Genomic DNA, 22,472 nt, shown 5'->3' with positions numbered 1-22,472 from the left:
CACCATGCCTTGGATTATTGAAATCATTTCGCAGTACGGATATTTAGCCATATTTGCCCTTATGGCACTTGGAATTATTGGACTTCCTGTGCCGGATGAGGTGTTAATGCTGTTTGTAGGTTATTTATCCTCCGTTATGGTTTTGGACTTTTCAATTTCCGTATTGGTTTGTTTCATGGGATCTATCACCGGAATGCTTATCAGCTATACCATTGGTTTAAGACTAGGGCAACCTGTGGTAGAAAAATTCGGCAAGTGGGTTGGCCTTACACCCAAGCGTTTTGCCAGTATGAAAAGATGGTTTTTGCGGTTTGGCAACTGGGCGATTTTCATTGCCTATTTCATTCCCGGTCTGAGGCATGTATCAAGCTATATCTCTGGAATCAGTGCTATGTCTTTCAAAAAATATATACTCATAACGACTGCAGGAGCGCTAACCTGGTCACTCCTTTTTGTTTCAATTGGCTTTTTTGTGGGGGCTAAGTTTTCCTTTTTATAGCCAATGGATGATCAGCAATATTAATCGCAATCGAATGGAGCAAGATCTATGAATGTATTGAAGCGATTCTACGCGAATATAACCACCAGGCGTTTTTTTATTCTCGCACTTATCGGGTTGCTGCTGTTCAGTATTCGAGGGATGCTTAATCTGGTGTTGCTGACGTTTTTGATTGCTTTTGTCATGAACAGCTTTCAGACATTGCTTAGTAAACGAATTGGTAAATTTATGAAGGTTAACAGTAAGGTGATTATTGTCATTTTATACCTCGCTTTAATCGCAGTGATTGTACTGGCCCTTGCTAAATATCTCCCTAAAGTATTGGAACAGATTAAGCAATTAACCATCTTCCTTACCAATCTCAAACCAGAAGATCTCCCGCAGAACAAGATTACATTGTATTTGTATGATATGCTCAGGGACCTTAACTATCAGTCCTACATCAAAAGAGGTATCGATTATGTGCTGAAGGTTAGCAACTGGGGTGCGACTTTCGTTATATCGACCATTCTAAGTTTTGTGTTTATTCTGGAGAAGAACCGGGTCGTCAGTTTCACTTCTAGAATGAGAGAGAGCCGAATTGCCTGGTTTTATATAGATCTGGAGTATTTCAGCCGAAAATTCATCATTTCCTTTGGGAAAGTAATTGAAGCACAAATTCTCATTGCTCTGTTCAACACCTGTCTTACTATTATTGGTTTGTGGCTGCTTAACTTCCCATATTTATTTGCCTTATCGATCTTGATTTTTCTGCTCAGTCTCATTCCGGTGGTTGGTTTTTTGATTTCGCTCATTCCGCTCTTAATCATCGGCTACAACATCGGCGGTCTGACAACAGTCACTTATGTGCTGGCGATTATTGCGGTATTACATTTTATCGAAGGCTATTTCTTGAATCCCAAGTTGATGTCCACAAAAATGAATTTGCCGATGTTCTACACCTTTATCGTGTTGTTGTTTTCTGAGCATTATATAGGTGTCTGGGGACTTCTTCTTGGCATTCCCATCTTTGTTTTTATGTTGGATATCCTTGAGATTACCCACGAAGATTCGTCAAAAAAGTGAAGTCTAGAACTTAATATTCAATAAGTTCCAAGTTATAAGCTGTTTTCGGTACTTTTCCGAAGTCAGCTTATTTGTTGTGCAATTGCATGACAAATCTTGCTTCAGTGCTTTTTTTATAAATAACGTTTTATAATGTGTCCTGCTGTCATAAGTTAGCTAAGGGAGTAATAAACAAGGAACAGGAACAAAGGAGGTACGAAAAATGGAATCACAGCTACGGAGGTATACCCCGTTTAGGGGCCCGTTTGATCCTTGCCCACCGGTACCATTCAAGACATATGTAGTTCCACCCAATCAGTTCATTAACTTTCAGCCACCCGATCTTCCGCAGTTTAGTTTACAGGAGGCTCTAAGGTATGGCACGCTCTGGCCAGCACTGTTCAGCCCGTATGAATCTAAGTGCAAAGGAGGAGGAAAGTAGACTATGGAGGCAAACCCTTGCGATCAACGATATTATGAAATGCTTGAACAGCTGCAGACTCTTGATTTTGCCTTGGTGGAGTTAAACTTATATCTGAACACTCATCCAGATGATTTAAGAAGTATTGAACAATTTAATCAGCTGACTCAGGAACGTACTAAGCTAGCGAATCAATTTCAGGAATTATATGGTCCGCTGCAGAATTTTGGTCGCGCTTATTCGAAATGTCCGTGGGAATGGAATCAGGCTCCTTGGCCTTGGCAGGTGTAAAAGTGTGTACTGTAAGGAACTAAGTTTCTAGAGGAGGGGAAGTTCCCGAATGTGGATATATGAGAAGAAGCTGCAATATCCGGTACGGGTCGGTAAATGTGATATCCGGATGGCGCGTTATTTAAGTGAGCAATACGGAGGAGCTGACGGTGAGCTCGCCGCAGCCCTGCGCTATATGAATCAAAGATACACGATTCCGGATAAAGTTATTGGCGTTTTGAACGATATTTCTACAGAAGAATTCGCCCACCTCGAAATGATTGCCACGATGATCTACAAGCTGACGAAGGACGCGTCGGTATGCGAATTAGAGGAAGCTGGATTAGGCCCGCATTTTGCAGCGCATGACCATGCCTTGTTCTACAATAATGCCTCAGGTGTACCGTTTACAACGGCTTATATTCAAGCTAAGGGTGACCCGCTGGCAGATTTGTATGAGGACATTGCAGCGGAGGAAAAGGCTCGGGCTACATACCAGTGGCTGATTGACATGACGGATGATGTGGATTTGCAGGATAGTCTCAAGTTCCTGCGGGAGCGGGAGATCATCCATGCGATTCGGTTTAAAGAAGCCGTGCAGATTATTATTGATGATCGGGATCAGAAGCGGATATTCTGAGGGATACTAAAAAAGAGTAAAGTGACCTATTGGTCGCTTTACTCTTTTTAAATTTATACAGGTCTCATTCCCTTTGCATTATATAGAATAAAAAAAGTCCGCATGTACTTATGAGTATAAGGACAGCCTATTGGAGTGTGTAAAATCCAGAAGGTGAACTTATATCTTCTTTACGAAAAGGACTGAATTCTTTGAACCAAGCTTCTACTAATTCAAAAAGTGAAAAGAAATTGAAATGGTGGCAGTTAAGCTTATTAGGCGTTGCAGGTACGATTGGAACCGGATATTTCTTAGGTTCAGGCTTAGCGATTTCTATAGGCGGGCCTGCAGTACTGATCGCTTACATCTTGGCAGCTATTGGAACGTATATAGTATTTGATGCTCTTTCACGTATGACAGCAGAACAACCAGAGCAAGGATCTTTTCGTTCCTATGCAAAAAAAGCGTTTGGTAGCTGGGCGGGTTTCTGCAGTGGCTGGGTTTATTGGTTCTCGGAGTTGTTAATCATGGGTAGTCAACTAACTGCTTTATCTATCTTTTCGCGATTTTGGTTCCCAGCGGTACCTATGTGGATTTTTGCTGCTGGGTTTGCTTTATTGGGTCTTGTCATTGTCTTTTTTGGGAATAAGGGGTTTGACCGGGTTGAGAATGTGTTGGCTGTAATAAAAATAGCTGCTATTCTCATGTTCTTAATCATTGCGGCTTCTCTATTGGCTGGTTGGATAGGCGGAGGGAAGTATACACCGAAGGTTCCATTAATCTACTCCGCGCTATTTCCTAAAGGAGGGGTGGGGTTGTGGTCTGCCTTTCTGTTCGCTTTTTATGCTTACGGAGGGATTGAGGTACTCGGAATTATGTCCAATAGACTTCAAAAGCCGGAGGATGCACCAAAGGCAGGAAAGGTTATGCTGATCGCCTTGGTTATTGTATACATCTTGTCTATTGGTCTAGCTGTAATCATGGTGCCCTTTAGTGCGTTTAACTCGAAAGAAAGTCCGTTTGTTCTAGCGCTAAGTAGTGATCATTTGGCTTTCGTACCTCATTTATTTAACGGAGTGTTGATTGTCGCTGGCTTCTCTACAATGACTGCGTCACTCTACGCTGTAACTTCAATGATGATTACCCTGTCTCAAGAAGGAGATGCTCCGAAGTTATTTTCTCGGAAGTGGAAGGATAAATATCCCTTTTATGCCCTTACCTTGATCACCGTAGGGATTACGGCAGCAGTAGTGATGTCACTATTGTTGCCGGGAAAAGTGTATGAGTATATCACAACTGCAGCCGGGTTAATGCTGCTGTATAATTGGTCGTTTATCCTGCTGTCTTCTGGAAAGCTGCTAAAAGGCAATCGATTTAGCACGGTTAAACGTTGGATAGGATTGCTACTCATTGGGGTCGCGGTCACAGGTACTCTTTTTCATTCACTCAGCCGCCCAGGGTTATATATTAGTTTGTTGCTTGTCACTCTGATCGCCGTTTCTGATTGGATCGTGACACGTGTTCGAAAGAAACGTACCGTTGATACGGATAAGGAACCGAGTAAAGGGAATTTATTGTTAGAAATTCAGGGAATAATAGATTATTCAAAGGATCCGATAAAAATCATTCGGCCCAAAAAAAACAAAACTTAATGAAAAAACAATAGCCTAGCGGCTTGTACACCAAAATAAAGCCCAAAACCAACAAGCGAAAGGCCTGACAGCACGGAGATCGATTTTAAAACACCGGTTGTGAGGACTTTACGGAACATGCTTGAAGCGGCCGCCATAGATATATCCCAGAGCAAAATTCCAAGTACAATAGCTCCGCTATACATCAACAACTGCTGCATTGGATACTCCATGGCCGCTTTGGCCAAAATGGACCCGTATATCCCTAGCCAAAATAATATGGAAAGCGGATTGAATAAAGACATCAGTAAACCGGACCAATAAGACTTCGTTAAGGATGAATCATTGCTTCTCATACCGGGTTCAGAAATCACACCAGCATGTTTAATGCTCTCTATGCCCGTATACACCAGCACAAAGAAACCGAATAACCACAAGAATGCTTTAATAAAAGGGGATTCGAGCAGATGGATTACCCCAAAGTAAACGAGTAACATGAATATGATATCTGCACTTATGGCTCCAAGCCCTACCACCCAAGCATGCCAGAAGCCCTTACGAATTCCTTTGTCCAGTTGAGCAGCATTAATAGGACCAATAGGTGCGGATAGCGAAAGACCAAGAAAAATATATCCAATAAAAGTATTGATAGCATTCCCTCCTCTCTAATATTTGTGTGTAATACTAGCCTATTCAAAAAAACAATTTGTAGGACAACCAAAAAGGCCTCCGATTTATCGAAGGCCTTTTCAGGGTACAATCTTATTCAGACTCTGGTCTTTTTATCTGAAGTGGTGGAGGAATTAACCACCCTTTTTTCTTGCTCAAATTGAGAATTTTAACGCCTATCGCTGCTTTAGTTAGGTGATATTTTGCAAATAATGCACCGATATCTTCTCTGATAGAAAGACCCATAACCTGGCTACAAGCTACCAATCCTGTAGCAGTGTCAGCAGCAATTTTAGCAGCAATCTCGGGATCTGTGAATCGTGCACCTACAGGAATATCTTCAAGCTTGGCTTCGGGTCTATTTGGCATCGCTGGTACGGAAGCAACCCCGTTATCTGCCAGCAGCGTATCACACTCACTAACTTCAAGCTCGGCTTGATCAATTAATGCGCCTAATACTTTTTTTAGGTCATTATCGCCGGCATGATACAAGTAAGCTCGGTAGCACGAAAGGGCCCCCTTTGCTACCATCGAAGCTTGCCATACACTAAAGATCTCACCATAATGCATCGGTTCATCCTTGGGGTTGCCACCTAAAATTCCTGTCATAAGAAAGCTCCTTTATAATTAAATTTGAACGTATATAGCATGCCCATAAATGTTCAAATGTTGCGGTCGTCTGCTTCAAAAAATATGAGTTATCTCAAAGCTAAAAAAATTATGCAGAAACCTGCTCAGCTGAATAAAATGATATAATTAAGAAACGTGTTTAATGGCAGAAATGATCAGATTGTTGATCAACGAAGGAGAGAGAGAGTTGAAGAATAACATCATCGAATACTGTTTAAAAAAGAAAGGAGCGACTCAAGAGCATCCGTTTGGCCCCACTCCATTGGTCATCAAAGTTGCTGATAAAATGTTCGCACTTATTTTTGAGGAAACAGGGAAGCTTGTTCGCTTAAACCTAAAATGTGACCCAGTCATTGCGGAAAATCTTAGAGAGCAACATGAGAGCGTTCGACCGGGATTTCATATGAACAAAAAGCACTGGAATACAATCATGATTGATGGTTCCTTGCCAGAGTCGGATGTCTTTGACATGATTGACCACTCCTACGATATGGTTGTCAAAAAGCTTCCTAAAAGCCTCCGAGAATCTATGTTGGAAATGAACTAAATGAATAATCAAATGAAGGATCGTTTTGCCAACCAAAGTATACCCAAGCTTATTTTCTTATTGGCTATTCCTGCCGTTATAGCTCAGCTAATCAATGCCATGTACAGTGTAGTTGACCGGATGTTCCTCGGAAGAATGGAGGAGGGGGGAACGCTAGCCTTATCCGCTATAGGGATATCTTTTCCGATCCTTATGTTGATTTCAGCTTTTGCAGCTCTAATCGGAGCTGGTGGGGCGCCCCTAGCTTCCATTAAGATGGGCGAAGGAGAACATAAAAAAGCAGAAGAATTACTGGGAAGTTGTTTTACTATGCTGCTGTTGGTATCCGTAATCCTAACCGCTTTGTTTCTTATCTTTAAGTCGCCATTCTTAACGTTATTCGGAGCGAGTCACGATACATTGCCGCTGGCCAACGATTTTTTAAGCATTTACCTTCTAGGAACTGTGGCGGTGCTCATTTCTTTAGGATTGAATCCATTCATTGCAGCGCAAGGATACGCCAAAACAGCCATGCTCACGGTATGCATTGGAGCAGTTGTGAATATCGTCCTTGACGCCATTTTTATTTTCGAGATGAATATGGGAATTAAGGGTGCAGCGTTGGCAACTGTGATTGCCCAATTTATTTCGGCTATTTGGGTATTGGGGTTCTTAATCTCTAAACGGGCTCATCTGCGCTTACGTCTATCGAATATGCGCATTAAACCTAAAGAAGCGGCTAGTGTACTTGCATTGGGGCTTTCTCCGTTTATTATGATGTCGACCGAAAGTTTAATTCAAATTGTATTTAACACGTCCTTAGCTAAATTTGGAGGCGATATGTACGTTGCTGCCATGGGGATTATGGGCACGCTGATGCAAATCTTTGGGACGTTGTTATCTGGTTTTGCGCAAGGGGCACAGCCTATTATTAGCTATAATTATGGAGCTCGTGATTTCGCACGTGTAAAATCCGCCATTTTATATTGCAGTGTTTTTTGCGCAGCTTTCGGATTGTCGATGTGGGGCGTGGCCATTTTTGTTCCGAAGCTACCCATTATCATTTTTACCAATAATCCTGAGCTTGTGGCTCTGACGGCTAGATTAATGAAGATATTTTTCCTTGGCACTTGTATTTTTGGTATTCAATTAGCGTTTCAACAAGTATTTATTGCTTTGGGACAAGCCAGGGTTTCTATTTTTATCGCAATCTTGCGTAAGATTATCTTGCTTATTCCATTAGTCCTTTTGCTCCCGACATTTATTAGCCCGAAAACAGATGCAGTGATTATTGCTGAGCCTATTGCTGATTTTTGTGCGGCACTGACTTGCTGTGTTTTATTTGGACTCACGGTAAAGAAGCTTTTTAACGATAGGTCTGATAAAGCTGGAATGCTGTGAAGATGCCCGCAATGGCGAATAGAAGTCGGTATTCTGAGGATGAAACTAAAGATTAAGGTTCTTGCTAGCTTCGGCTAACAAGAACCTTTTTATTTGTGATGCACGAATTTATCCGTTAATCCACCTAAAATAATACTGTTTATACTAATTTATTCATACTGTTTCCAAATAATAGTATTGATAAAATGTAATCAAGAAACATTTTAAATACTAAGGGGAACTTTATGTAATGAGAACAAGATCCTTAACCTCCACTTGGACCAGCATTCGCTATGTCCTCTCCACATCGTGGATTAACAGTAGACGTTCCATTATTTATTACTCTACTGTAACGCTTCTTTTAGCTATGCAGCCCTTCCTTTTAATCCTATTCCCAAAATTTATTATAGTTGAACTGACGGGACAGCAAAGACCTCAACAGTTTATCTTCCTAATTTCACTGATGTTTTTATTACTGACCATCACTAGCTATTTTACAGGATATCTACAAAATTTGGGTTTAACTCAATTAATGAAAGTTGTATTTAAACAGATCCACGCGCACACTGCGCAAAATATGAATGTTGATTTCAAAAATACAGAAGATCCCGGTTATCTTAATCAGATGGAGCAGGCCAAGCGTTCCCTACAAAGTGTGCAGAATGGATTTCAGGGATTATTTCATACATTTTTTGCATGTCTGGCTGGATTTCTTGCTTTTGCGGGCTATATAACTGTAATTGGAGGATTAAATTCTGCTGTTATTGTTTTTCTAATTATAAGTATTGGGTGTTCTTACGTGTTTTCCCTACGTGCTAAACGTTATGAGTATGAACATGAACAACAGCTTTCAGAATTGGAGAGGAAGAGAAAGTATTATTCGGATATTATGCAAGACTTTACTTTTGGTAAGGAAATTCGGATTAATTCCTTTAACAATACATTGGTCTCCCTATACCATTCAAGTGTTCAAAATAGACAGGAAATTCAGTCCTCAATCAGCAGCTCTTATTTTCAGAGTGAAATATTAGATATTTTGATCCGGTTATTCCGTGAGGGGATTGTATATGGTTATTTGGCGTATCTTTACCTTCATCAGAGGATAACTATAGGTGATTTTGTGATGTACACAACTGCTGTCGCTGGATTTTCTGGCGTTCTTCAGGGATTTATGAAAGATTTAGCCCATCTGCGCACACAGAATTTATACATAGAGGAACTCCGTAACTTTTTAGAGATGCAGCAAGATAAGCAGGGGGAAGGAGCTATGCATGCACTCCCAACAGGCCCTTATTCGATAGAATTTAAAGAAGTTTCCTTTACATATCCTGGTACTAGCCAGCCTGTGTTTAATAAAATATCCTTCATCATCCCTCCGCATCAACGACTTGCTATTGTGGGTCATAATGGTGCTGGCAAGACAACGCTTATCAAATTGTTATGCAGGTTGTATGAACCCGATAGTGGAGAGATAACTCTGAATGGAATCAATATCAAACATTTTGCTAAAACGGATTACTGGAGATTATTTTCTACGGTATTTCAAGAAATTCGCGTACTCGCTTTCTCATTAGCAGAGAATATTTCTCTAAAAGAACATAGAGAGTCTGACGCGTTAAGAATTCATGACAGTCTTGAAAAAGCGGGACTAAGCGAAAAAGTCGCCTCATTGAAATCAGGTATTCTCACCCCAATGCAAAAGTTTTTGGATGATCAAGGCGTTGAGTTCTCTGGAGGGGAAAACCAAAGAATGATGTTGGCAAGGGCACTATATAAGAATGGAGAATTGATTATTTTGGATGAGCCGACTGCAGCAGTTGATGCAATTGCCGAATTCAACCTGTATACAAGATTTAATGAAATGATCGGAGAGAGAACAGCATTATATATTTCCCATCGTTTGTCCAGCACACGGTTCTGTGACCAGATATTGTATATGGAGCAAGGAGAGATTTCCGAAGGCGGTTCTCACAGCGAATTGATGGAACGCAGAGGAAAGTACAACCAAATGTATCAGATTCAAGCACAATATTATAAGGGAAGTGATACCTAGCTTATGAATCCATTCCCTGCTCTGAAAAAGGATTGGCATGTGACCCTTTACTTTTTGAAGCTGGTACATTCTATGTCAAAATCTTATGTTCCGTTAATGGTAGTTTCTTCACTATGTAGCGCAATCTTTCCGTTTATAAACATTATCCTTCCCAAATATTTGATTGATGAATTGATGGGAGCTGGCCGCGAAATGAATATTATCCTTTGGATAGGAATTTTGGTGGCAGGTAATGCTGTCTTGAGGTTACTTCAGAGTTATCTTACTAAACAAATTGAACTGTCCAATGTATTGGTCATGGATAATTTAGAGCTACATATTGGAAATCATATTATGAACCTGGATTATGAGAATTTAGAGAATCCCAAAGTGCTAGATCTTAAAGAACAGGCGCTTATTCCCATTAGGCAGCAGGATGTTATACGTAAAATGCTAGATAGTATGAAGATTTTGCTGCAAACAATGCTCTCCCTGTTGGGACTAACGGCCTTAATCTCTACGTTAAACATTGGAATCATCGTGCTGATTATTGGGATGATTGTACTTAATACCTTTATCTTTAAAAAGTCGCAACAAGCTCAATTCAATTTTCATAAATTATTAGCTCCTCTGAATCGGAAATTTGGTTATTATTCCAAACTGGCCGTTGATTTTTCCATGGCTAAAGATGTCCGTTTGTTTGGGATGGCTCCTTATTTGCTGAATAAAGTGGATGCATATCATAATGAAAGCGTTCGTGGTTTTGGAGGGCTTTACGAAAAAGTGGGGAGATATAAGGGACTGGCCAGTGCTAATCTTCAATTGCAAATGGTCATTATTTACGCCTACATGGTTGTAAAAGTAGTTACGGGGAAAATTCAAATTGGTGGTTTTGTTATGTATATCTCCGCCACCAATAGCTTTTCTACGCAAGTGTCTCTGGGAATGAATGCTTATGTTGATTTTCGCCAAATGTGTAAGTACATTGAGGTGTTTAGAGAATTTGAAAGTCTAAGTCCAACAATGAAAAGCGGAGAAGAACGTCTTGAAAAACTCATGAATGTTGAGATTGAATTTTGCAATGTGTCTTTTAAATATGCGGGAAACGAGAGCTATTCAATAAAAAATGTATCAATGACGATAAAAAATGGAGAGAAGTTAGCTATAGTAGGTCAAAATGGCGCAGGTAAAACGACTTTTATTAAACTGCTTTGCCGATTGTATGAACCTGATCAAGGAGAGATTCTTCTGAATGGAAGATCTATTCAAGATTATCGATACGATGAATATATGAAAATCTTAGGTGTTGTGTTTCAGGATTATAAGTTGTTTTCATTTTCTATCAAAGACAACTTATGCGCGAAGGATAGCGAAACATCGGATAAGGAAATGGAAGAAATGCTTAATCAAGTAGGATTGGAAGCAAAAATGAAAGGTTTGGACAAAGGACTAGATACACAGGTATTTAGAATCTTTGATGAAAAAGGCACAGACTTTTCGGGTGGTGAAAGTCAGAAGATTGCAATTGCTAGGGCTTTACTCAAAAAGCCACCTATTCTTATTTTGGACGAGCCTACAGCTGCGTTGGACCCTTATGCGGAGTTTGAGATGTACAACAACTTTAATCTTTTGGCAGCAAATCATACTGTTATTTATATCTCACATCGTTTATCTGCTTGTAAATTCTGCGATAAGATCGCACTTTTTAACAATGGTGAATTGCGCGAATACGGTCCACATGATCAATTGTTGAAAGATCAGCAGGAGTACAGCACGATGTGGAAAGCACAAGCGCAATATTATCAATAGGTTATTGATGATCGGAATCAGAAGCGGGTATTCTGAAAAGTATATTTCAAACAAAAGCCGGCAAGCTTCCCTTAGGAGCTTGCCGGCTTAGTTCGTGACTTACATATATTGAGACTGGGATACCTGATTATTTAGTTACTCTATTCTTATTAGCGAATTGCTGGTTTAGCTCGGAGTAGTTAAGTTCAGCAGTGTTGTTCAAGTTCATATCAGCGTTGGACAAGCTCTCCTGTAAGGAGATATATACAGCGAACATACCTGCCGCTCTGATCGCTTCTACCCCGGCGACTGCGTCTTCAACCCCGACGCAAAATTGCGGATCTACACCAAGTGCATCGGCGGCGGTCAGGAACACTTCCGGGTCTGGTTTGTTGCGAGCAAGCTTTGCTGCATCTACAATAACTCCGAAGTCTTTCTCCATACCTAGAAGGCGGATAACTGTAAAGGCATTTTTGCTAGCGGAGGCAATGCCAGTTTTCACTCCATGGTTCTTCAGCTCGGCGAGCAATTCAGAAATACCAGGCAGCACATCGGCAGGGGTTACCTGCTGAATGAGCTGCTGATAAAACTCATTTTTGCGGTTCGCCATCTCCTCCATCTCTTCGGGAGAGTAGGTGTGCGGAGTTGCCGCTTGTCCAAGTAGCAACTCCAGTGAGGCTATGCGCGATACACCTTTGAGGTTCTCATTGAACTCTCGGGTGAACGGGAGACCCAGCTCTTTCGCGATCATGCCCCAAGCCTGATAATGATATTCTGCGGTATCGGTAATAACGCCGTCTAGATCAAAGATTACGGCTTGAATTTGAGAGGTTGCATTCATTGTGTATCTCTCCTTATGAATTAGGCTTGCAACGCCTGAGTTACCGGCTTCTCGTTGCCCAGAGTTACCGATTGGCCGTAGAGCGTAAGTTCAAGGGCTTCACCCTCTAGCAATTCAAGCTCGACACCTTCCTCGCGAATGGTTACAGCAATGAGGCGGCCGCGGAAGGTGAGGCGGAAATTATATTTCTGCCAGCCCGTAGGTAGGGACGGAGCGAGCGACAGGCCATTTTCCTTGAGACGTGTTCCGGCAAAACCGTACACAATGGCCATCCACGTTCCACCCATATTGGCGAGATGTAATCCGTCTTTAGTGTTTCCGTGCGTATTGTCGAGATCGAGCCGCGCCGTCTCGATAAAATAGTTATACGCTTTGTCCTTATACCCGATCTTCGAGGCCATAATGCTGAATATGCAAGACGACAAAGAGGAATCATGGGTAGTGATTTGTTCATAATAATCGTACGATTTGCGAATAGTTTCTTGTGACTGCTCGTCTTCCAGTAAGTAATGAGCGAGTACAGTATCGGCTTGCTTGCAGACCTGATAACGGTACAGCGTTAGTGGGTGGTAATGCAGCAGCAACGGATGTTTCTCCGGTGGTGTATTGTCGAAATCCCAGACCGCTTTGCGTAAAAAAGTATCATCCTGCGGATTAATGCCCAGCTTCTCGTCGTAAGGAAGCAGCATGGCATTTGCCGCCTTCAGCCAGCTGTCTGCTTCTGGTCCGGTTACATGCAGGCGCACACACAAAGCTTGGAATCCAGCCTCGTCATATTCATGAAGTCGCGCAAAACTGCGTGCGGCCCATTTTAAATTATGTTTGGCCATTACATTGGTGTAATAGTTGTTGTTCACAAGACAAGTGTATTCGTCAGGTCCAGTCACTTCATCAATGTGAAACTTGCCTTCGTAGTAATGACCGATCTCCATCCAAAGCCGCGCTGTCTCAAATAGCACCTCGGCGCCGTATTGAAGCAAGAAGGCGTCATCTTCTTCCGCTAGATGGTATTGAATATAGCTGTAGGCTACATCGGCGCTGATATGATATTGAGCTGTGCCGGAGGGGAAGAAGGAGGAACATTCCGTACCTGAAATCGTCCGCCATGGGAACAATGCACCTTGGGCATGGCCCATCTCTTTAGCACGTTCTCTTGCCTCATCCAGCTTGGAATACCGGTACAATAGCAGCTGCCGGGCCAAGTCAGGGGAAGTCATTAGGAACACAGGGAACATATAAATTTCCGTGTCCCAGAAATAATGGCCTTCGTACCCTTCACCGGATAAGCCTTTGGCAGAGATGTTGCTATGCTCGTCGCGTCCGGCTGATTGTAGCAGCTGATAAAGGTTGAAACGTATACCCTCCTGAAGCGACAAGTCGTTCTCAATGACTACATCGGAACGCTTCCAGAAGTCAGCCAAATAATGCTCCTGCTGTTCCAGCATGTCTTCAAAGGAGAGGTGCTTCAATGATTCCTGTACCTGAATACCGGTATCTACAAGCATTTGTTCATGTCGTAGTGTATCGGTATAAACATTCCATTTGGTCAGCGATAGTGGCCGAGACAAGGAGGCGGTTGCCGTCACTGTAGCATCGGTTTCTCCAGCCTGAGGTTCAACCTGCCAGTCACCTTCCCATTCATGCCGGGTAACACAGGCGGTCCGCAGGGCCGAAGCCATTGTCTCGTTCTCCAGGCATACATATTCACCCCGTGCTTCGCATGCTACTACGCTCAGGCGTTTGGAATGTCCTGCAGCTACACGAGGGTCATTCGGGTTAGTATAGTTGCTAACATCGCCATTTACATGAGAGACAACCCGGATTGGACCGGTGAAATTGACAGGCTCAACAGTCAGATGAATGGCAAAAAGTTCACGGGTAGTGAAAGAAACGAGTCTGCGGAAATGCAGCTTGAGTTCTTTACCGGAGGGGGATTTCCAGTGGATCTTACGTTCCGAATATCCCTTATCCAGATGGAGGTTACGCTCATAGGCGAGGACACTCTCTTCTGTAAGCGCAAATGGCTCCATATCTTCGCCTATATAAATATTTATCCCTTGGGAATCTATAATATTAACCAATTTTTGCTGGGTACCTGGAAAGGCGAATAGCTTCTCCCCATAGGGAATCTCAATCACATCGTGAAAGGCGTTCAAATACGTTCCGCGGATACTGCGGATTTCTTTATCGGAATACCCTTCTTCAAAATTGCCACGCACGCCCAAATACCCGTTCCCCAGCGCAAAAATACTTTCCAAATTCAGTAGGGTATCTGCCGACAATCCCTGATTGGCAATGCTCCAGCTCATGCTTATGTTTCCTCCCTTAATGGTTATGAATTGAATTTTAAGTCCGAAAGGGCTAGAATTATACTAAATTATTTAGGATATTATCAAAATTTTTAGGTGAGGTTAACAATTATGGATCAACTTAAAGGACAACATAAACTGCCGGAATATTGGTCCACACGTTCTGTGGATCTGTCAGAGGGATTTGTCCATCCTCCGCTGGATTATGAACATGAGCTTTTGGAAGCTATCCGAATCGGTGACGAGAACCGGGCACTGGAAGCACTGCATAGAATCAACGCAATGGAAGCTGCTACACTAGCCCGATATCCGCTGCGCTCCAAGAAAAACGCTATGATTGCATCCTGCACCTTGTTTACACGTGCGATTATCCGGGGTGGTGTTGACCCTGAGACCGCTTTTCAGCTGAGTGATACGTTCATCCGTGCGGTGGAAGCTACGACGGAGCTAGAGGCACTTCATCGATATGAATATGAAATGGTCCTGCAATTCATTACAGTGATGCGCCAGCAGAAGGAGAACCTTCACTATTCACATATTGTCAATCTATCCGTATATTTTATACGCGAGCATCTGTTTCAAGATTTGAACCTTAGTCTGGTCTCCCGGCATGTTGGTGTGCATCCCAGTTATTTGTCCGACCGCTTCAAGCGCGAAACAGGTATGCCGCTCACGGAATTTATTAACCGGCGTAGAATTGAGGAATCGCAGTCCATCCTCATTCACACGAATCAGTCTATTTCCGAAATCGCTTTGATGTTTAAATTTTGCAGCCAAAGTTACTATACACAGTTATTTAAAAAATACACTGGCGTGACCCCCAAGCAGTTTCGTCGGGACGGTGGAGCAACTACGAAATGAGAGAAGTTGAATCATTAACGATCCCTAAAATTTGCTGTCCATGCTTCCCTGGTTGGGTAATGGATAGCTCTTTTTACGTTTCAGCTTCAATAGCCAAACTCGCCTTTGTCCGCTATAAATGAGATTATAAATCCACTAAATAAGTAAGAGAGATGATCAGATGGCCATTTATTTGGAATTCCCAAGACTAGATAAAGCCTTTCCGTACCGCTGTATTGAGAACGATGGCAGTATATTAACTACACTACATTGGCATAAGGAAATGGAAATTATCTGGATTGTTAAAGGGAAAGCTTGAAACCCCTAATTGGTTTACTTTTATTGATCATGAATGGGATGCACTACAAAAAGATTTCTTTGAAAAGCCTCTCGATGGTTTGTTAGTTGATCTAGTCTTGATATTTAGAAAAGGGAATCCCAATTACATCAATTTAGGCAGTCTATTCGGCATTGAAAAAACGAGAGTTGAAGACAAGAATAAGATTATCTACAGTGTTAATCAGGTGAACTGGAAGGAAAATGACATTACTAATGTTACAATGTTTCTTGATCCTGATAGCCATAAAATCACAGAGATTTATATATATACAAGTATTACCTCAAATGAATGAGCTCAAATGTAGATTAGAGGAGAGTTATTCTGATTTACTTGTTAACCCTGATAGCTTACTTCATTTCTATTCATGGCTTAAGCCATTAAAAAACAATGCCACAGCCATATTATTTGTTCGGTGTGATGTAGCATTTGACATACCGCTGCCCATATCAGAGTTGTTCACGTTATCGCTCACTGGGCGGAATATGCGGACTTGGAAAGGGACTGGCTACTCCAATAAGAAGCATCAAAGGCAAGTAGCAGGTTACAGCCGAGTTTACGATAAGAAGCGTCAACGGATGAAACGGTATGGACAGGTCACTCAGGGGGAGTTAACGAGGTTTGAAGTTGTTTATGTACCTGTTAGAGATTTTACCCATACAGGTGGCATGTCAGCTGTAAATGGGGAAAATAAAAAGTAAGGGGTGTCTATATGACAAAGATTATTAGTTCAAATGAAAAAATAACAGTGCAGGAAATAGAAGGTTTTGAGCGTACGCATAATATTAAACTTCCTGAATCATATAAAGAATTTTTAATTACTTTTAACGGGGGGCATCCTGAGCCAAATCTATTTAACATATCAGATGTTGGAGAGAGCGTGGTAAATGTTTTTTATGGATTGAAAATAAGCAAAAGTTATGATGAATTGTTGAATGCATACGAATCGTTAGAAGGATCAATTCCTGAAGGATTTTTATCTATAGGTGATGATTCAGGAGGAAATCAGATTTGCCTTGGGATTAGTGGTGAATATTATGGGAAATTGTATTTTTGGTTTCATGATATAGAAGATAATGATGAGGTAGATAATATGGTTTTTCTTTCTAATGAATTTGATGAGTTCATTAACAACTTATATGGAGATGAATAAATTTTTTGAAGATTCCATCTATGATTTCATCGATCCACACAGTTAACTTATGAGAAGCCATTACAATGCGAGTTAGACGACAGTATTGTTTGTGAACTTTTTTGCACAATGCATCAGTTGTGGTGGCTGTTTAATAAGACCCCACCCAGGCCGAATAAACCGATTTTTCAACCAATAACATACTTAACCTATGTAATACCACTACAATAATTTTTCCATCTCTTTTGTACGCACAGCAATGCTTTAATAATATAACCCAAATAACGCTTTAGCGTTACATATAACAGGTCGATTATGGTTAGATACCACCATGATTGGCCTGTTTTTGTTATCTTCGTTTTCTCACGGTTTTATCAAATTTACTCACAACTGTAGGATATCCTATCAATTTAGATGTGATAGTAGGATATGTATCGCAACTTTCATGATTAACAGTACGAAAACTATAGTAAGGGCGGTAATTCAAAGAACAACACTTTGTCTGCAACATAACTGACCATAGTAACGATGATTACTGTGACAAGAACAATCTGGTAACGACCAGTCAACATATACAGGTAAGTTAACTAATTAGAATTCCGAGCACTTAGCTGAACTCCCGAAATTCAAGCCATTTTTAAACGCACCAGAAGGTGTGTCTTTCAATGTAGGGAAGATCCCGATAGAGTTGGGAGGTTTATGAATGAGAAGTAAGCGTAACTTGATAATGCTGTTATTGTTTGCTTTGACGATTTATACATTCAGCCTGTGGTAATAAAAAAGTTGAGATATTGTCCATTGATGAAGTACGGGATTTAGCTCAGCAAGGCGAGGCGTTGTCGTGGATGGATTTTGAAGGTTATCTCTATGAAAACGTTGGTTCAGGTTGTACATCCGCAAATATGAAATCAATGCTGACTACCATTATTAGTTGGTGGCGGAAGTGTTGATGCAGCTCCTCTGTATATAAATCTTGTCAAAAGAAACGGAATGACAAGGGTGAGCAGAACCGTAATAACAAGGATTTTCCCGTTCCCACACTAGAAGAGACCTTAGTACGTCCCTCCACTTGAAAAAAAATTCCGTCCAGCTCATCGCCCTCATGCAAAATGATTTCATTCTGCTCGTAAACACGTATTTGGATTAAAGAATACATCAGGCAGCGTCATACGAGGTTGTCTGTTTACATTTGCTTAAACATATATGAGATTTGATACCGGCTAATAGTTCGAGTTAGCAGGGATTTCCTAGTTTATTCCACGGGTTAATACCTTCCAGAAGTATGAATTCTCTCCAATTTGGTAGAAATGGTCTGATACATAGGATCTACAATGGAATACTAGATACAAAAAAACTCGTAATTTTACTCCTGAGAAGTAAGATTAACAAAAAGAAATGAAAAATATAAAAAAAGTAAATGTGCCAAATGTAATAAATTAAATCAAAAAGGAAGTGCGGAGAGGTGACCTTAAAACTGGATCTATATACACTAGTAATTTTACTTTTATAAAAATGAAGGTAATTTATTGGGGATCTTTGAACCATTTTAGCAAAAAATGTTATGGAAAATATAAACTATTTAGTCGTCGAACCGATAATGCAGTATGTATCTCCTAAATTGGAAAATAATTTATTTTTTAATTAAAATTTACACTATTTATTCTTGTTAATCCAAAATTCCTATCCAGTGGTGATGAAAAAGATGAGTGCTCAAGAAATGCTAACTAATCAGGTACAAAGGACCCCTCGAATTAAACCAAATTACCCGGAAGGTGAATTGGTTTTGGAGGATCCTGCCCGGCCATCGGGAAAACCAATCTTTTCATGGTTGACGATTATAGTCCTCCCATCGGGATGTTAGTCATCTCCATATCTATGTCAACATTGACCAGGTCGTTTACCATGCTGATATCAACCATGGGTATGCTGTTCTACGGTCATGGTTTCAATTTTGAATTATAGATCCAGTGTGATAGCGGTAAGGATGAACTTAAGCCTGTGAGTTGGCCTGAGCGTCCCTATTACTACAAGCTTCAGAACGGCAATTTGCTGTATTTCACTTTGGATGACAATGCGCGGGTGTATGATACTAGCTCTAATGAATTCTATGAGGGGGAGTATACAAGCCTAGCGGCTGAGACCAATCTTAATCCTCTGACCTCTATAGAACTATTTCACGAAATCCGGCAGAGTACGATCACATCACTCGTTGAAAAAGACTTGGAAACAGTCATTAACAGACATTTGGAGCTGGTGAAACGAATGGGCTTGTCTTTCAGTTCACCCTTCCCCGCGGCTTGCAGGAGCAATCCATACAGGATGTAGGGATCATGGCTTTTATTCAAGGTTATCCGCTTCCTGGTGGAGAACTGCTGGATGCATATTCCTTAGGTAGTGGGGCAGTAATGCGACGAAAGGTTCTGGTAGGTACCCGGAATTCAGCTGGGCGACATATTGCTTACGGAGAAAGCTGTGTACCCTCGGGGGTTACTGTTATAGAAAGTCTGTTCGATCCAGAGGAGGCCGCGCGAAAAGGGTATTTTATTGAGGATTGTGCGGTTAGGTAAATCTAGATCTATTAATACATATTCGCAACGAGAGGAAGTTTTATATGAATAATCTATTAAAACTAAATAAAAAAGCAGCTCCGGTCTTCTTACTGCTCGCTGTGAGCTTGGCTTCATCCTCAACTTCAGCGGCTAAGGCTGATTCTATTCAGTTCAGTGACATTCCGGCGAAGCATTGGGCGAAATCAGGAATTGATACGGCGGTGAAAAAAGGGTATGTAGTGGGATATCCGGGAGGGCTGTTTATGCCTAACGCTAACGTGACCCGTGCTGAATTTATCAAAATGATCGTGACAGCGACTGGGCAAAGCGTGGAGGAGACCGCAGGCAAATGGTATGAAAGTTACGTTAATGCTGCGGAAGTGGCGAAGTTTTACGTGAGCAGTGATTTTGCTAATTCGGAGCTGGAATGGAACAAAACAATAACCCGTCAAGAGATGGCGCGTATCGCTGCCCGGGCAACCGGATTAGAGTCAAAGGAAGATGACAAGTGGATGTATCTGGCTACGAAGTCGGGCTTAATCTCTGGACTTGGTGCAGGTAAGCTTGGAGAAAAGGAAAATACAACTAGAGCGCAATCTGTAGCTACCGTAGAGCGTGTATTAACAGTAAAAGGCGGAGGGAAGCTGCCGACAGATAAGTATGCGATTAGTAGCGCAGAAATAGCCTGGCATAAGACGAAAATTTTTACGGTGATGCCGGAGATTGTTGGATATCGTGGTAAAGATTGGTCGCGATATGCCAGCATTGAAGATCAATGGAGAGAAGATAAGTTAACCCTAACCTCCAAAGACAATAAATACGTGGCGACCCTACATGAGCTTATTGCGATTGACTTAGAGGATCCGAATGATCCTAATTTAAAACAAATTGCTCCATTGAGCACACTTAAATGGGGGGTTGGAGACTATGGGAATCCTGGACACCCCGTATCGAATTATAAAAAAGCATATCTCCTCTATTGGAAGTCAACGGAAAAAAATGATGCACCGGATCGTTATTTCAGTGATGGATATGCGCAGGTAGAATTACTAGGAGTAGGCTTACCCAGTCCTAAGCAAAAAGAGGGTGTATTAACGATGAGTGAATCTGTTTCTCAAACGAAAAGGGGAGATGTTCCTTATTCTATTGTTCCTAAAGTTACAAAAGATAAGTTGATAAGTTCAATAGCAGTAAGTATTTCTACGCCGAATTCTGGATATTTTTATTCCGATGTATATGTTTTAAATGTATATCCTCATAGTGAACAATAGTGAAGATGTTGATGAGGTGGATCAAAGTAACCAGTATATTAGTGGTATTAGTCTTGACGCTTATCACATTGAAGTCACAAACAGGAAGAGCCGCACAAGTAGATGAACACATCTGGAAGACAATAGATTTGTCTAATAAATAGAATTACCTAAAAATACATATTCGCAACGAGAGGAAGATTTATATGAATACTCTATTAAAACTAAGTAAAAAAGCAGCCCCGGTCTTCTTACTGCTCGCTGTGAGCTTGGCTTCATCCTCAACTTCAGCAGTTAAGGCGGACCCTATTCAATTTAGTGACGTTCCTGCGAAGCATTGGGCGAAATCAGGAATAGATATAGCTGTAAAAAAAGGGTATATAGTGGGATATCCGGGAGGGCTGTTTATGCCTAACGCCAACGTGACCCGTGCGGAATTCATCAAAATGATTGTGACAGCGACTGGGCAAAACATAGAGGAAACCGCAGGCAAATGGTATGAAGGTTACGTCAATGCTGCGGAACAGGCGAAGTTGTACATGGCCAGTGATTTTGCCAATTCAGAGCTGGAATGGAACAAAAAGATAACCCGTCAAGAGATGGCACGTATTGCTGCCCGGGCAACCGGCTTAGAGTCAAAGGAAGATGACAAGTGGATGTATCTGGCTACGAAGTCGGGCTTAATCTCTGGACTTGGTGCAGGTAAGCTAGGAGAAAAGGAAAACACAACAAGAGCGCAATCTGTAGCTACCGTAGAGCGTGTATTAACGATAAAAGGCGGAGAGAAGCTGCCGACAGATAAGTATGCGATTAGCAGTGCAGAATTGGCTTGGCATAAGACGAATATTTTTACGGTGATGCCGGAGATTGTTGGATATCGTGGTGAAAAGTGGTCGCGCTATGAAAGCATAGAAGATCAATGGGAAGAAGATAAGTTAACCTTAACCTCCAAAGACAATAAATACGTGGCGACCCTGCATGAACTAATTGCTATTGATTTAGAAGATCCGAATGATCCTAATTTAAAACAAATACCTCCTTTAAGCACACTTAAATGGAGCTATGGAGAATATGGGAATCCTGGACACCCCGTATCGAACTATAAAAAAGCATATCTCCTCTATTGGAAGTCAACGGAGAAAAATGATGCACCGGATCGTTATTTCGGTGATGGATTTGCACAGATAGAATTAATAGGAGTAGGATTACCCAATCCTAAGCAAGAAGAGGGTGTATTAACGATGACCGCACCAGTTTTTCAAAAGAAACGAGATGATTCTCCTTTTAAGATTATTCCTAAAGTTACGAAAGATAAGCTGAGTGAATCGGTAAATGTATGGATAGCTACACCGACTTCTGGATATTTTCGTTCCTTTTCAGATATTTTAATTGTAAATCCTCATAGTGAACAATAGTGAAGAGGATGTTGATGATTGCGCTGTCAAGTAGGTCTGGATTTATAAATATATATTAGCGACGAGAGAAAGTTTTATATGAATAATCTATTAAAACTAGTGAAAAAGCAGTTCCTTTCTTCTTAATACTCGCTGTGTTCTTAGTTTCATCCTCAACTTCAGCTGTTAAGGCTGACGCCGTTCAATTTAGTGACGTTGCGGCGAATCATTGGGCGAAAACAGGAATTGATAGACGGTGAATAAAGGGTAGGTAGTGGGATATCTGGGAGAATGAAATTAAAGAATACGCC

23 protein-coding genes are annotated in these 22,472 nt (G+C 41.3%); 18 read left to right on the top strand and 5 right to left on the bottom strand.

The genetic code is table 11. The features are described from left to right. Positions 1-4: 4 nt before the first annotated feature. The 6 genes from ACWNM1_RS13365 to ACWNM1_RS13340 all read left to right on the top strand — a co-directional run bounded on the left by ACWNM1_RS13365 (position 5) and on the right by ACWNM1_RS13340 (position 4,505). Positions 5-499: a DedA family protein gene (locus ACWNM1_RS13365; protein ID WP_449601298.1), complete on the top strand. Its 495-nt coding sequence runs from the start codon at positions 5-7 to the stop codon at positions 497-499. 48 nt (positions 500-547) lie between these two features. After that, positions 548-1,564 (top strand): AI-2E family transporter, encoded by a 1,017-nt coding sequence (locus ACWNM1_RS13360; RefSeq protein WP_149645895.1) that lies wholly within the window; start codon positions 548-550, stop codon positions 1,562-1,564. Between the two features lie 202 nt (positions 1,565-1,766). Beyond that, the gene (locus ACWNM1_RS13355; protein ID WP_313636984.1) at positions 1,767-1,985 is read left to right on the top strand and encodes a spore coat associated protein CotJA; all 219 of its coding nucleotides are present in this window, start codon (positions 1,767-1,769) and stop codon (positions 1,983-1,985) included. Positions 1,986-1,988: 3 nt separating this feature from the next. Next, the gene (locus tag ACWNM1_RS13350) at positions 1,989-2,255 is read left to right on the top strand and encodes a spore coat protein CotJB (protein WP_042186389.1); all 267 of its coding nucleotides are present in this window, start codon (positions 1,989-1,991) and stop codon (positions 2,253-2,255) included. A 49-nt stretch (positions 2,256-2,304) separates the two neighbouring features. Next, complete coding sequence (locus ACWNM1_RS13345) at positions 2,305-2,874, top strand: manganese catalase family protein (protein ID WP_076284176.1); 570 nt, start codon at positions 2,305-2,307, stop codon at positions 2,872-2,874. 191 nt (positions 2,875-3,065) lie between these two features. Next, a complete protein-coding gene (locus ACWNM1_RS13340; protein WP_449601297.1) occupies positions 3,066-4,505 on the top strand; it encodes an amino acid permease in 1,440 nt (479 codons plus the stop codon). Here the strand turns inward: ACWNM1_RS13340 and ACWNM1_RS13335 are convergent. Beyond that, the gene (locus ACWNM1_RS13335; protein WP_449601326.1) at positions 4,502-5,134 is read right to left on the bottom strand and encodes a LysE family transporter; all 633 of its coding nucleotides are present in this window, start codon (positions 5,132-5,134) and stop codon (positions 4,502-4,504) included. The genes ACWNM1_RS13340 and ACWNM1_RS13335 overlap by 4 nt on opposite strands. 112 nt (positions 5,135-5,246) lie before the next feature. Further along, entirely contained in the window at positions 5,247-5,762 is a 516-nt protein-coding gene (locus ACWNM1_RS13330; protein WP_449601296.1) for a DUF3231 family protein, read from the bottom strand. Between the two features lie 208 nt (positions 5,763-5,970). On the opposite strand from ACWNM1_RS13330, the gene ACWNM1_RS13325 reads away from it, so the two are divergent. The 4 genes from ACWNM1_RS13325 to ACWNM1_RS13310 all read left to right on the top strand — a co-directional run bounded on the left by ACWNM1_RS13325 (position 5,971) and on the right by ACWNM1_RS13310 (position 11,530). Then, the gene (locus ACWNM1_RS13325; RefSeq protein WP_449601295.1) at positions 5,971-6,330 is read left to right on the top strand and encodes an MmcQ/YjbR family DNA-binding protein; all 360 of its coding nucleotides are present in this window, start codon (positions 5,971-5,973) and stop codon (positions 6,328-6,330) included. Then, on the top strand, positions 6,331-7,710 hold the full coding sequence (locus ACWNM1_RS13320) for an MATE family efflux transporter (RefSeq protein ID WP_449601294.1): 1,380 nt from the start codon (positions 6,331-6,333) through the stop codon (positions 7,708-7,710). It abuts the gene before it with no gap. 229 nt (positions 7,711-7,939) lie between these two features. Continuing rightward, positions 7,940-9,742, top strand: coding sequence for an ABC transporter ATP-binding protein (locus ACWNM1_RS13315; protein ID WP_449601293.1), 1,803 nt, complete (start codon positions 7,940-7,942; stop codon positions 9,740-9,742). A gap of 72 nt (positions 9,743-9,814) precedes the next feature. Next, positions 9,815-11,530, top strand: a complete 1,716-nt coding sequence (locus ACWNM1_RS13310) for an ABC transporter ATP-binding protein (RefSeq protein WP_449601292.1) — start codon at positions 9,815-9,817, stop codon at positions 11,528-11,530. 127 nt (positions 11,531-11,657) lie between these two features. On the opposite strand, the gene pgmB is transcribed toward ACWNM1_RS13310, so the two are convergent. Both pgmB and ACWNM1_RS13300 read right to left on the bottom strand, forming a co-directional pair. Continuing rightward, the gene (gene pgmB / locus ACWNM1_RS13305) at positions 11,658-12,350 is read right to left on the bottom strand and encodes a beta-phosphoglucomutase (protein ID WP_449601291.1); all 693 of its coding nucleotides are present in this window, start codon (positions 12,348-12,350) and stop codon (positions 11,658-11,660) included. A gap of 20 nt (positions 12,351-12,370) precedes the next feature. Continuing rightward, complete coding sequence (locus ACWNM1_RS13300) at positions 12,371-14,659, bottom strand: glycoside hydrolase family 65 protein (protein WP_449601290.1); 2,289 nt, start codon at positions 14,657-14,659, stop codon at positions 12,371-12,373. Between the two features lie 111 nt (positions 14,660-14,770). Between ACWNM1_RS13300 and ACWNM1_RS13295 the strand changes: the two genes are divergently transcribed. The 4 genes from ACWNM1_RS13295 to ACWNM1_RS13280 all read left to right on the top strand — a co-directional run bounded on the left by ACWNM1_RS13295 (position 14,771) and on the right by ACWNM1_RS13280 (position 16,989). After that, a complete protein-coding gene (locus ACWNM1_RS13295) occupies positions 14,771-15,520 on the top strand; it encodes an AraC family transcriptional regulator (protein ID WP_449601289.1) in 750 nt (249 codons plus the stop codon). Positions 15,521-15,798: 278 nt separating this feature from the next. Then, positions 15,799-16,131, top strand: coding sequence for a hypothetical protein (locus ACWNM1_RS13290; protein ID WP_449601288.1), 333 nt, complete (start codon positions 15,799-15,801; stop codon positions 16,129-16,131). After that, positions 16,124-16,537 (top strand): hypothetical protein, encoded by a 414-nt coding sequence (locus tag ACWNM1_RS13285; protein ID WP_449601287.1) that lies wholly within the window; start codon positions 16,124-16,126, stop codon positions 16,535-16,537. Before ACWNM1_RS13290 ends, ACWNM1_RS13285 begins: the two co-directional genes overlap by 8 nt. Positions 16,538-16,548: 11 nt before the next feature. Beyond that, positions 16,549-16,989: an SMI1/KNR4 family protein gene (locus ACWNM1_RS13280; protein ID WP_449601286.1), complete on the top strand. Its 441-nt coding sequence runs from the start codon at positions 16,549-16,551 to the stop codon at positions 16,987-16,989. A gap of 955 nt (positions 16,990-17,944) precedes the next feature. Here the strand turns inward: ACWNM1_RS13280 and ACWNM1_RS13275 are convergent. Next, complete coding sequence (locus tag ACWNM1_RS13275; protein WP_449601285.1) at positions 17,945-18,124, bottom strand: cyclic nucleotide-binding domain-containing protein; 180 nt, start codon at positions 18,122-18,124, stop codon at positions 17,945-17,947. 842 nt (positions 18,125-18,966) lie between these two features. Between ACWNM1_RS13275 and ACWNM1_RS13270 the strand changes: the two genes are divergently transcribed. The 4 genes from ACWNM1_RS13270 to ACWNM1_RS13255 all read left to right on the top strand — a co-directional run bounded on the left by ACWNM1_RS13270 (position 18,967) and on the right by ACWNM1_RS13255 (position 22,182). Then, complete coding sequence (locus ACWNM1_RS13270; RefSeq protein ID WP_449601284.1) at positions 18,967-19,293, top strand: hypothetical protein; 327 nt, start codon at positions 18,967-18,969, stop codon at positions 19,291-19,293. Between the two features lie 5 nt (positions 19,294-19,298). Further along, the gene (locus ACWNM1_RS13265) at positions 19,299-19,535 is read left to right on the top strand and encodes a hypothetical protein (protein WP_449601283.1); all 237 of its coding nucleotides are present in this window, start codon (positions 19,299-19,301) and stop codon (positions 19,533-19,535) included. 44 nt (positions 19,536-19,579) lie between these two features. Beyond that, complete coding sequence (locus ACWNM1_RS13260) at positions 19,580-20,788, top strand: S-layer homology domain-containing protein (RefSeq protein ID WP_449601282.1); 1,209 nt, start codon at positions 19,580-19,582, stop codon at positions 20,786-20,788. A gap of 185 nt (positions 20,789-20,973) precedes the next feature. After that, positions 20,974-22,182, top strand: coding sequence for an S-layer homology domain-containing protein (locus ACWNM1_RS13255; RefSeq protein WP_449601281.1), 1,209 nt, complete (start codon positions 20,974-20,976; stop codon positions 22,180-22,182). Positions 22,183-22,472 lie beyond the last annotated feature (290 nt).

It is taken from the genome of Paenibacillus sp. Marseille-Q9583 (assembly GCF_976954365.1).
Note: the sequence above shows the minus strand (reverse complement) of the source record. Positions and strands in the feature narration are given on the sequence as shown.

Excerpts from the sequence above, each read along its gene's own strand:
- ACWNM1_RS13365 (WP_449601298.1), top strand. The coding sequence starts at position 5 with ATGCCTTGGATTATTGAAATCATTTCGCAGTACGGATATTTAGCCATA.
- ACWNM1_RS13360 (WP_149645895.1), top strand. The coding sequence starts at position 548 with ATGAATGTATTGAAGCGATTCTACGCGAATATAACCACCAGGCGTTTT.
- ACWNM1_RS13355 (WP_313636984.1), top strand. The coding sequence starts at position 1,767 with ATGGAATCACAGCTACGGAGGTATACCCCGTTTAGGGGCCCGTTTGAT.
- ACWNM1_RS13350 (WP_042186389.1), top strand. The coding sequence starts at position 1,989 with ATGGAGGCAAACCCTTGCGATCAACGATATTATGAAATGCTTGAACAG.
- ACWNM1_RS13345 (WP_076284176.1), top strand. The coding sequence starts at position 2,305 with ATGTGGATATATGAGAAGAAGCTGCAATATCCGGTACGGGTCGGTAAA.
- ACWNM1_RS13330 (WP_449601296.1), bottom strand. The coding sequence starts at position 5,762 with ATGACAGGAATTTTAGGTGGCAACCCCAAGGATGAACCGATGCATTAT.
- ACWNM1_RS13320 (WP_449601294.1), top strand. The coding sequence starts at position 6,331 with ATGAATAATCAAATGAAGGATCGTTTTGCCAACCAAAGTATACCCAAG.
- ACWNM1_RS13315 (WP_449601293.1), top strand. The coding sequence starts at position 7,940 with ATGAGAACAAGATCCTTAACCTCCACTTGGACCAGCATTCGCTATGTC.
- ACWNM1_RS13310 (WP_449601292.1), top strand. The coding sequence starts at position 9,815 with ATGTCAAAATCTTATGTTCCGTTAATGGTAGTTTCTTCACTATGTAGC.
- pgmB (WP_449601291.1), bottom strand. The coding sequence starts at position 12,350 with ATGAATGCAACCTCTCAAATTCAAGCCGTAATCTTTGATCTAGACGGC.
- ACWNM1_RS13300 (WP_449601290.1), bottom strand. The coding sequence starts at position 14,659 with ATGAGCTGGAGCATTGCCAATCAGGGATTGTCGGCAGATACCCTACTG.
- ACWNM1_RS13295 (WP_449601289.1), top strand. The coding sequence starts at position 14,771 with ATGGATCAACTTAAAGGACAACATAAACTGCCGGAATATTGGTCCACA.
- ACWNM1_RS13285 (WP_449601287.1), top strand. The coding sequence starts at position 16,124 with ATGAATGAGCTCAAATGTAGATTAGAGGAGAGTTATTCTGATTTACTT.
- ACWNM1_RS13280 (WP_449601286.1), top strand. The coding sequence starts at position 16,549 with ATGACAAAGATTATTAGTTCAAATGAAAAAATAACAGTGCAGGAAATA.
- ACWNM1_RS13275 (WP_449601285.1), bottom strand. The coding sequence starts at position 18,124 with ATGTATTCTTTAATCCAAATACGTGTTTACGAGCAGAATGAAATCATT.
- ACWNM1_RS13265 (WP_449601283.1), top strand. The coding sequence starts at position 19,299 with ATGGCTTTTATTCAAGGTTATCCGCTTCCTGGTGGAGAACTGCTGGAT.
- ACWNM1_RS13260 (WP_449601282.1), top strand. The coding sequence starts at position 19,580 with ATGAATAATCTATTAAAACTAAATAAAAAAGCAGCTCCGGTCTTCTTA.
- ACWNM1_RS13255 (WP_449601281.1), top strand. The coding sequence starts at position 20,974 with ATGAATACTCTATTAAAACTAAGTAAAAAAGCAGCCCCGGTCTTCTTA.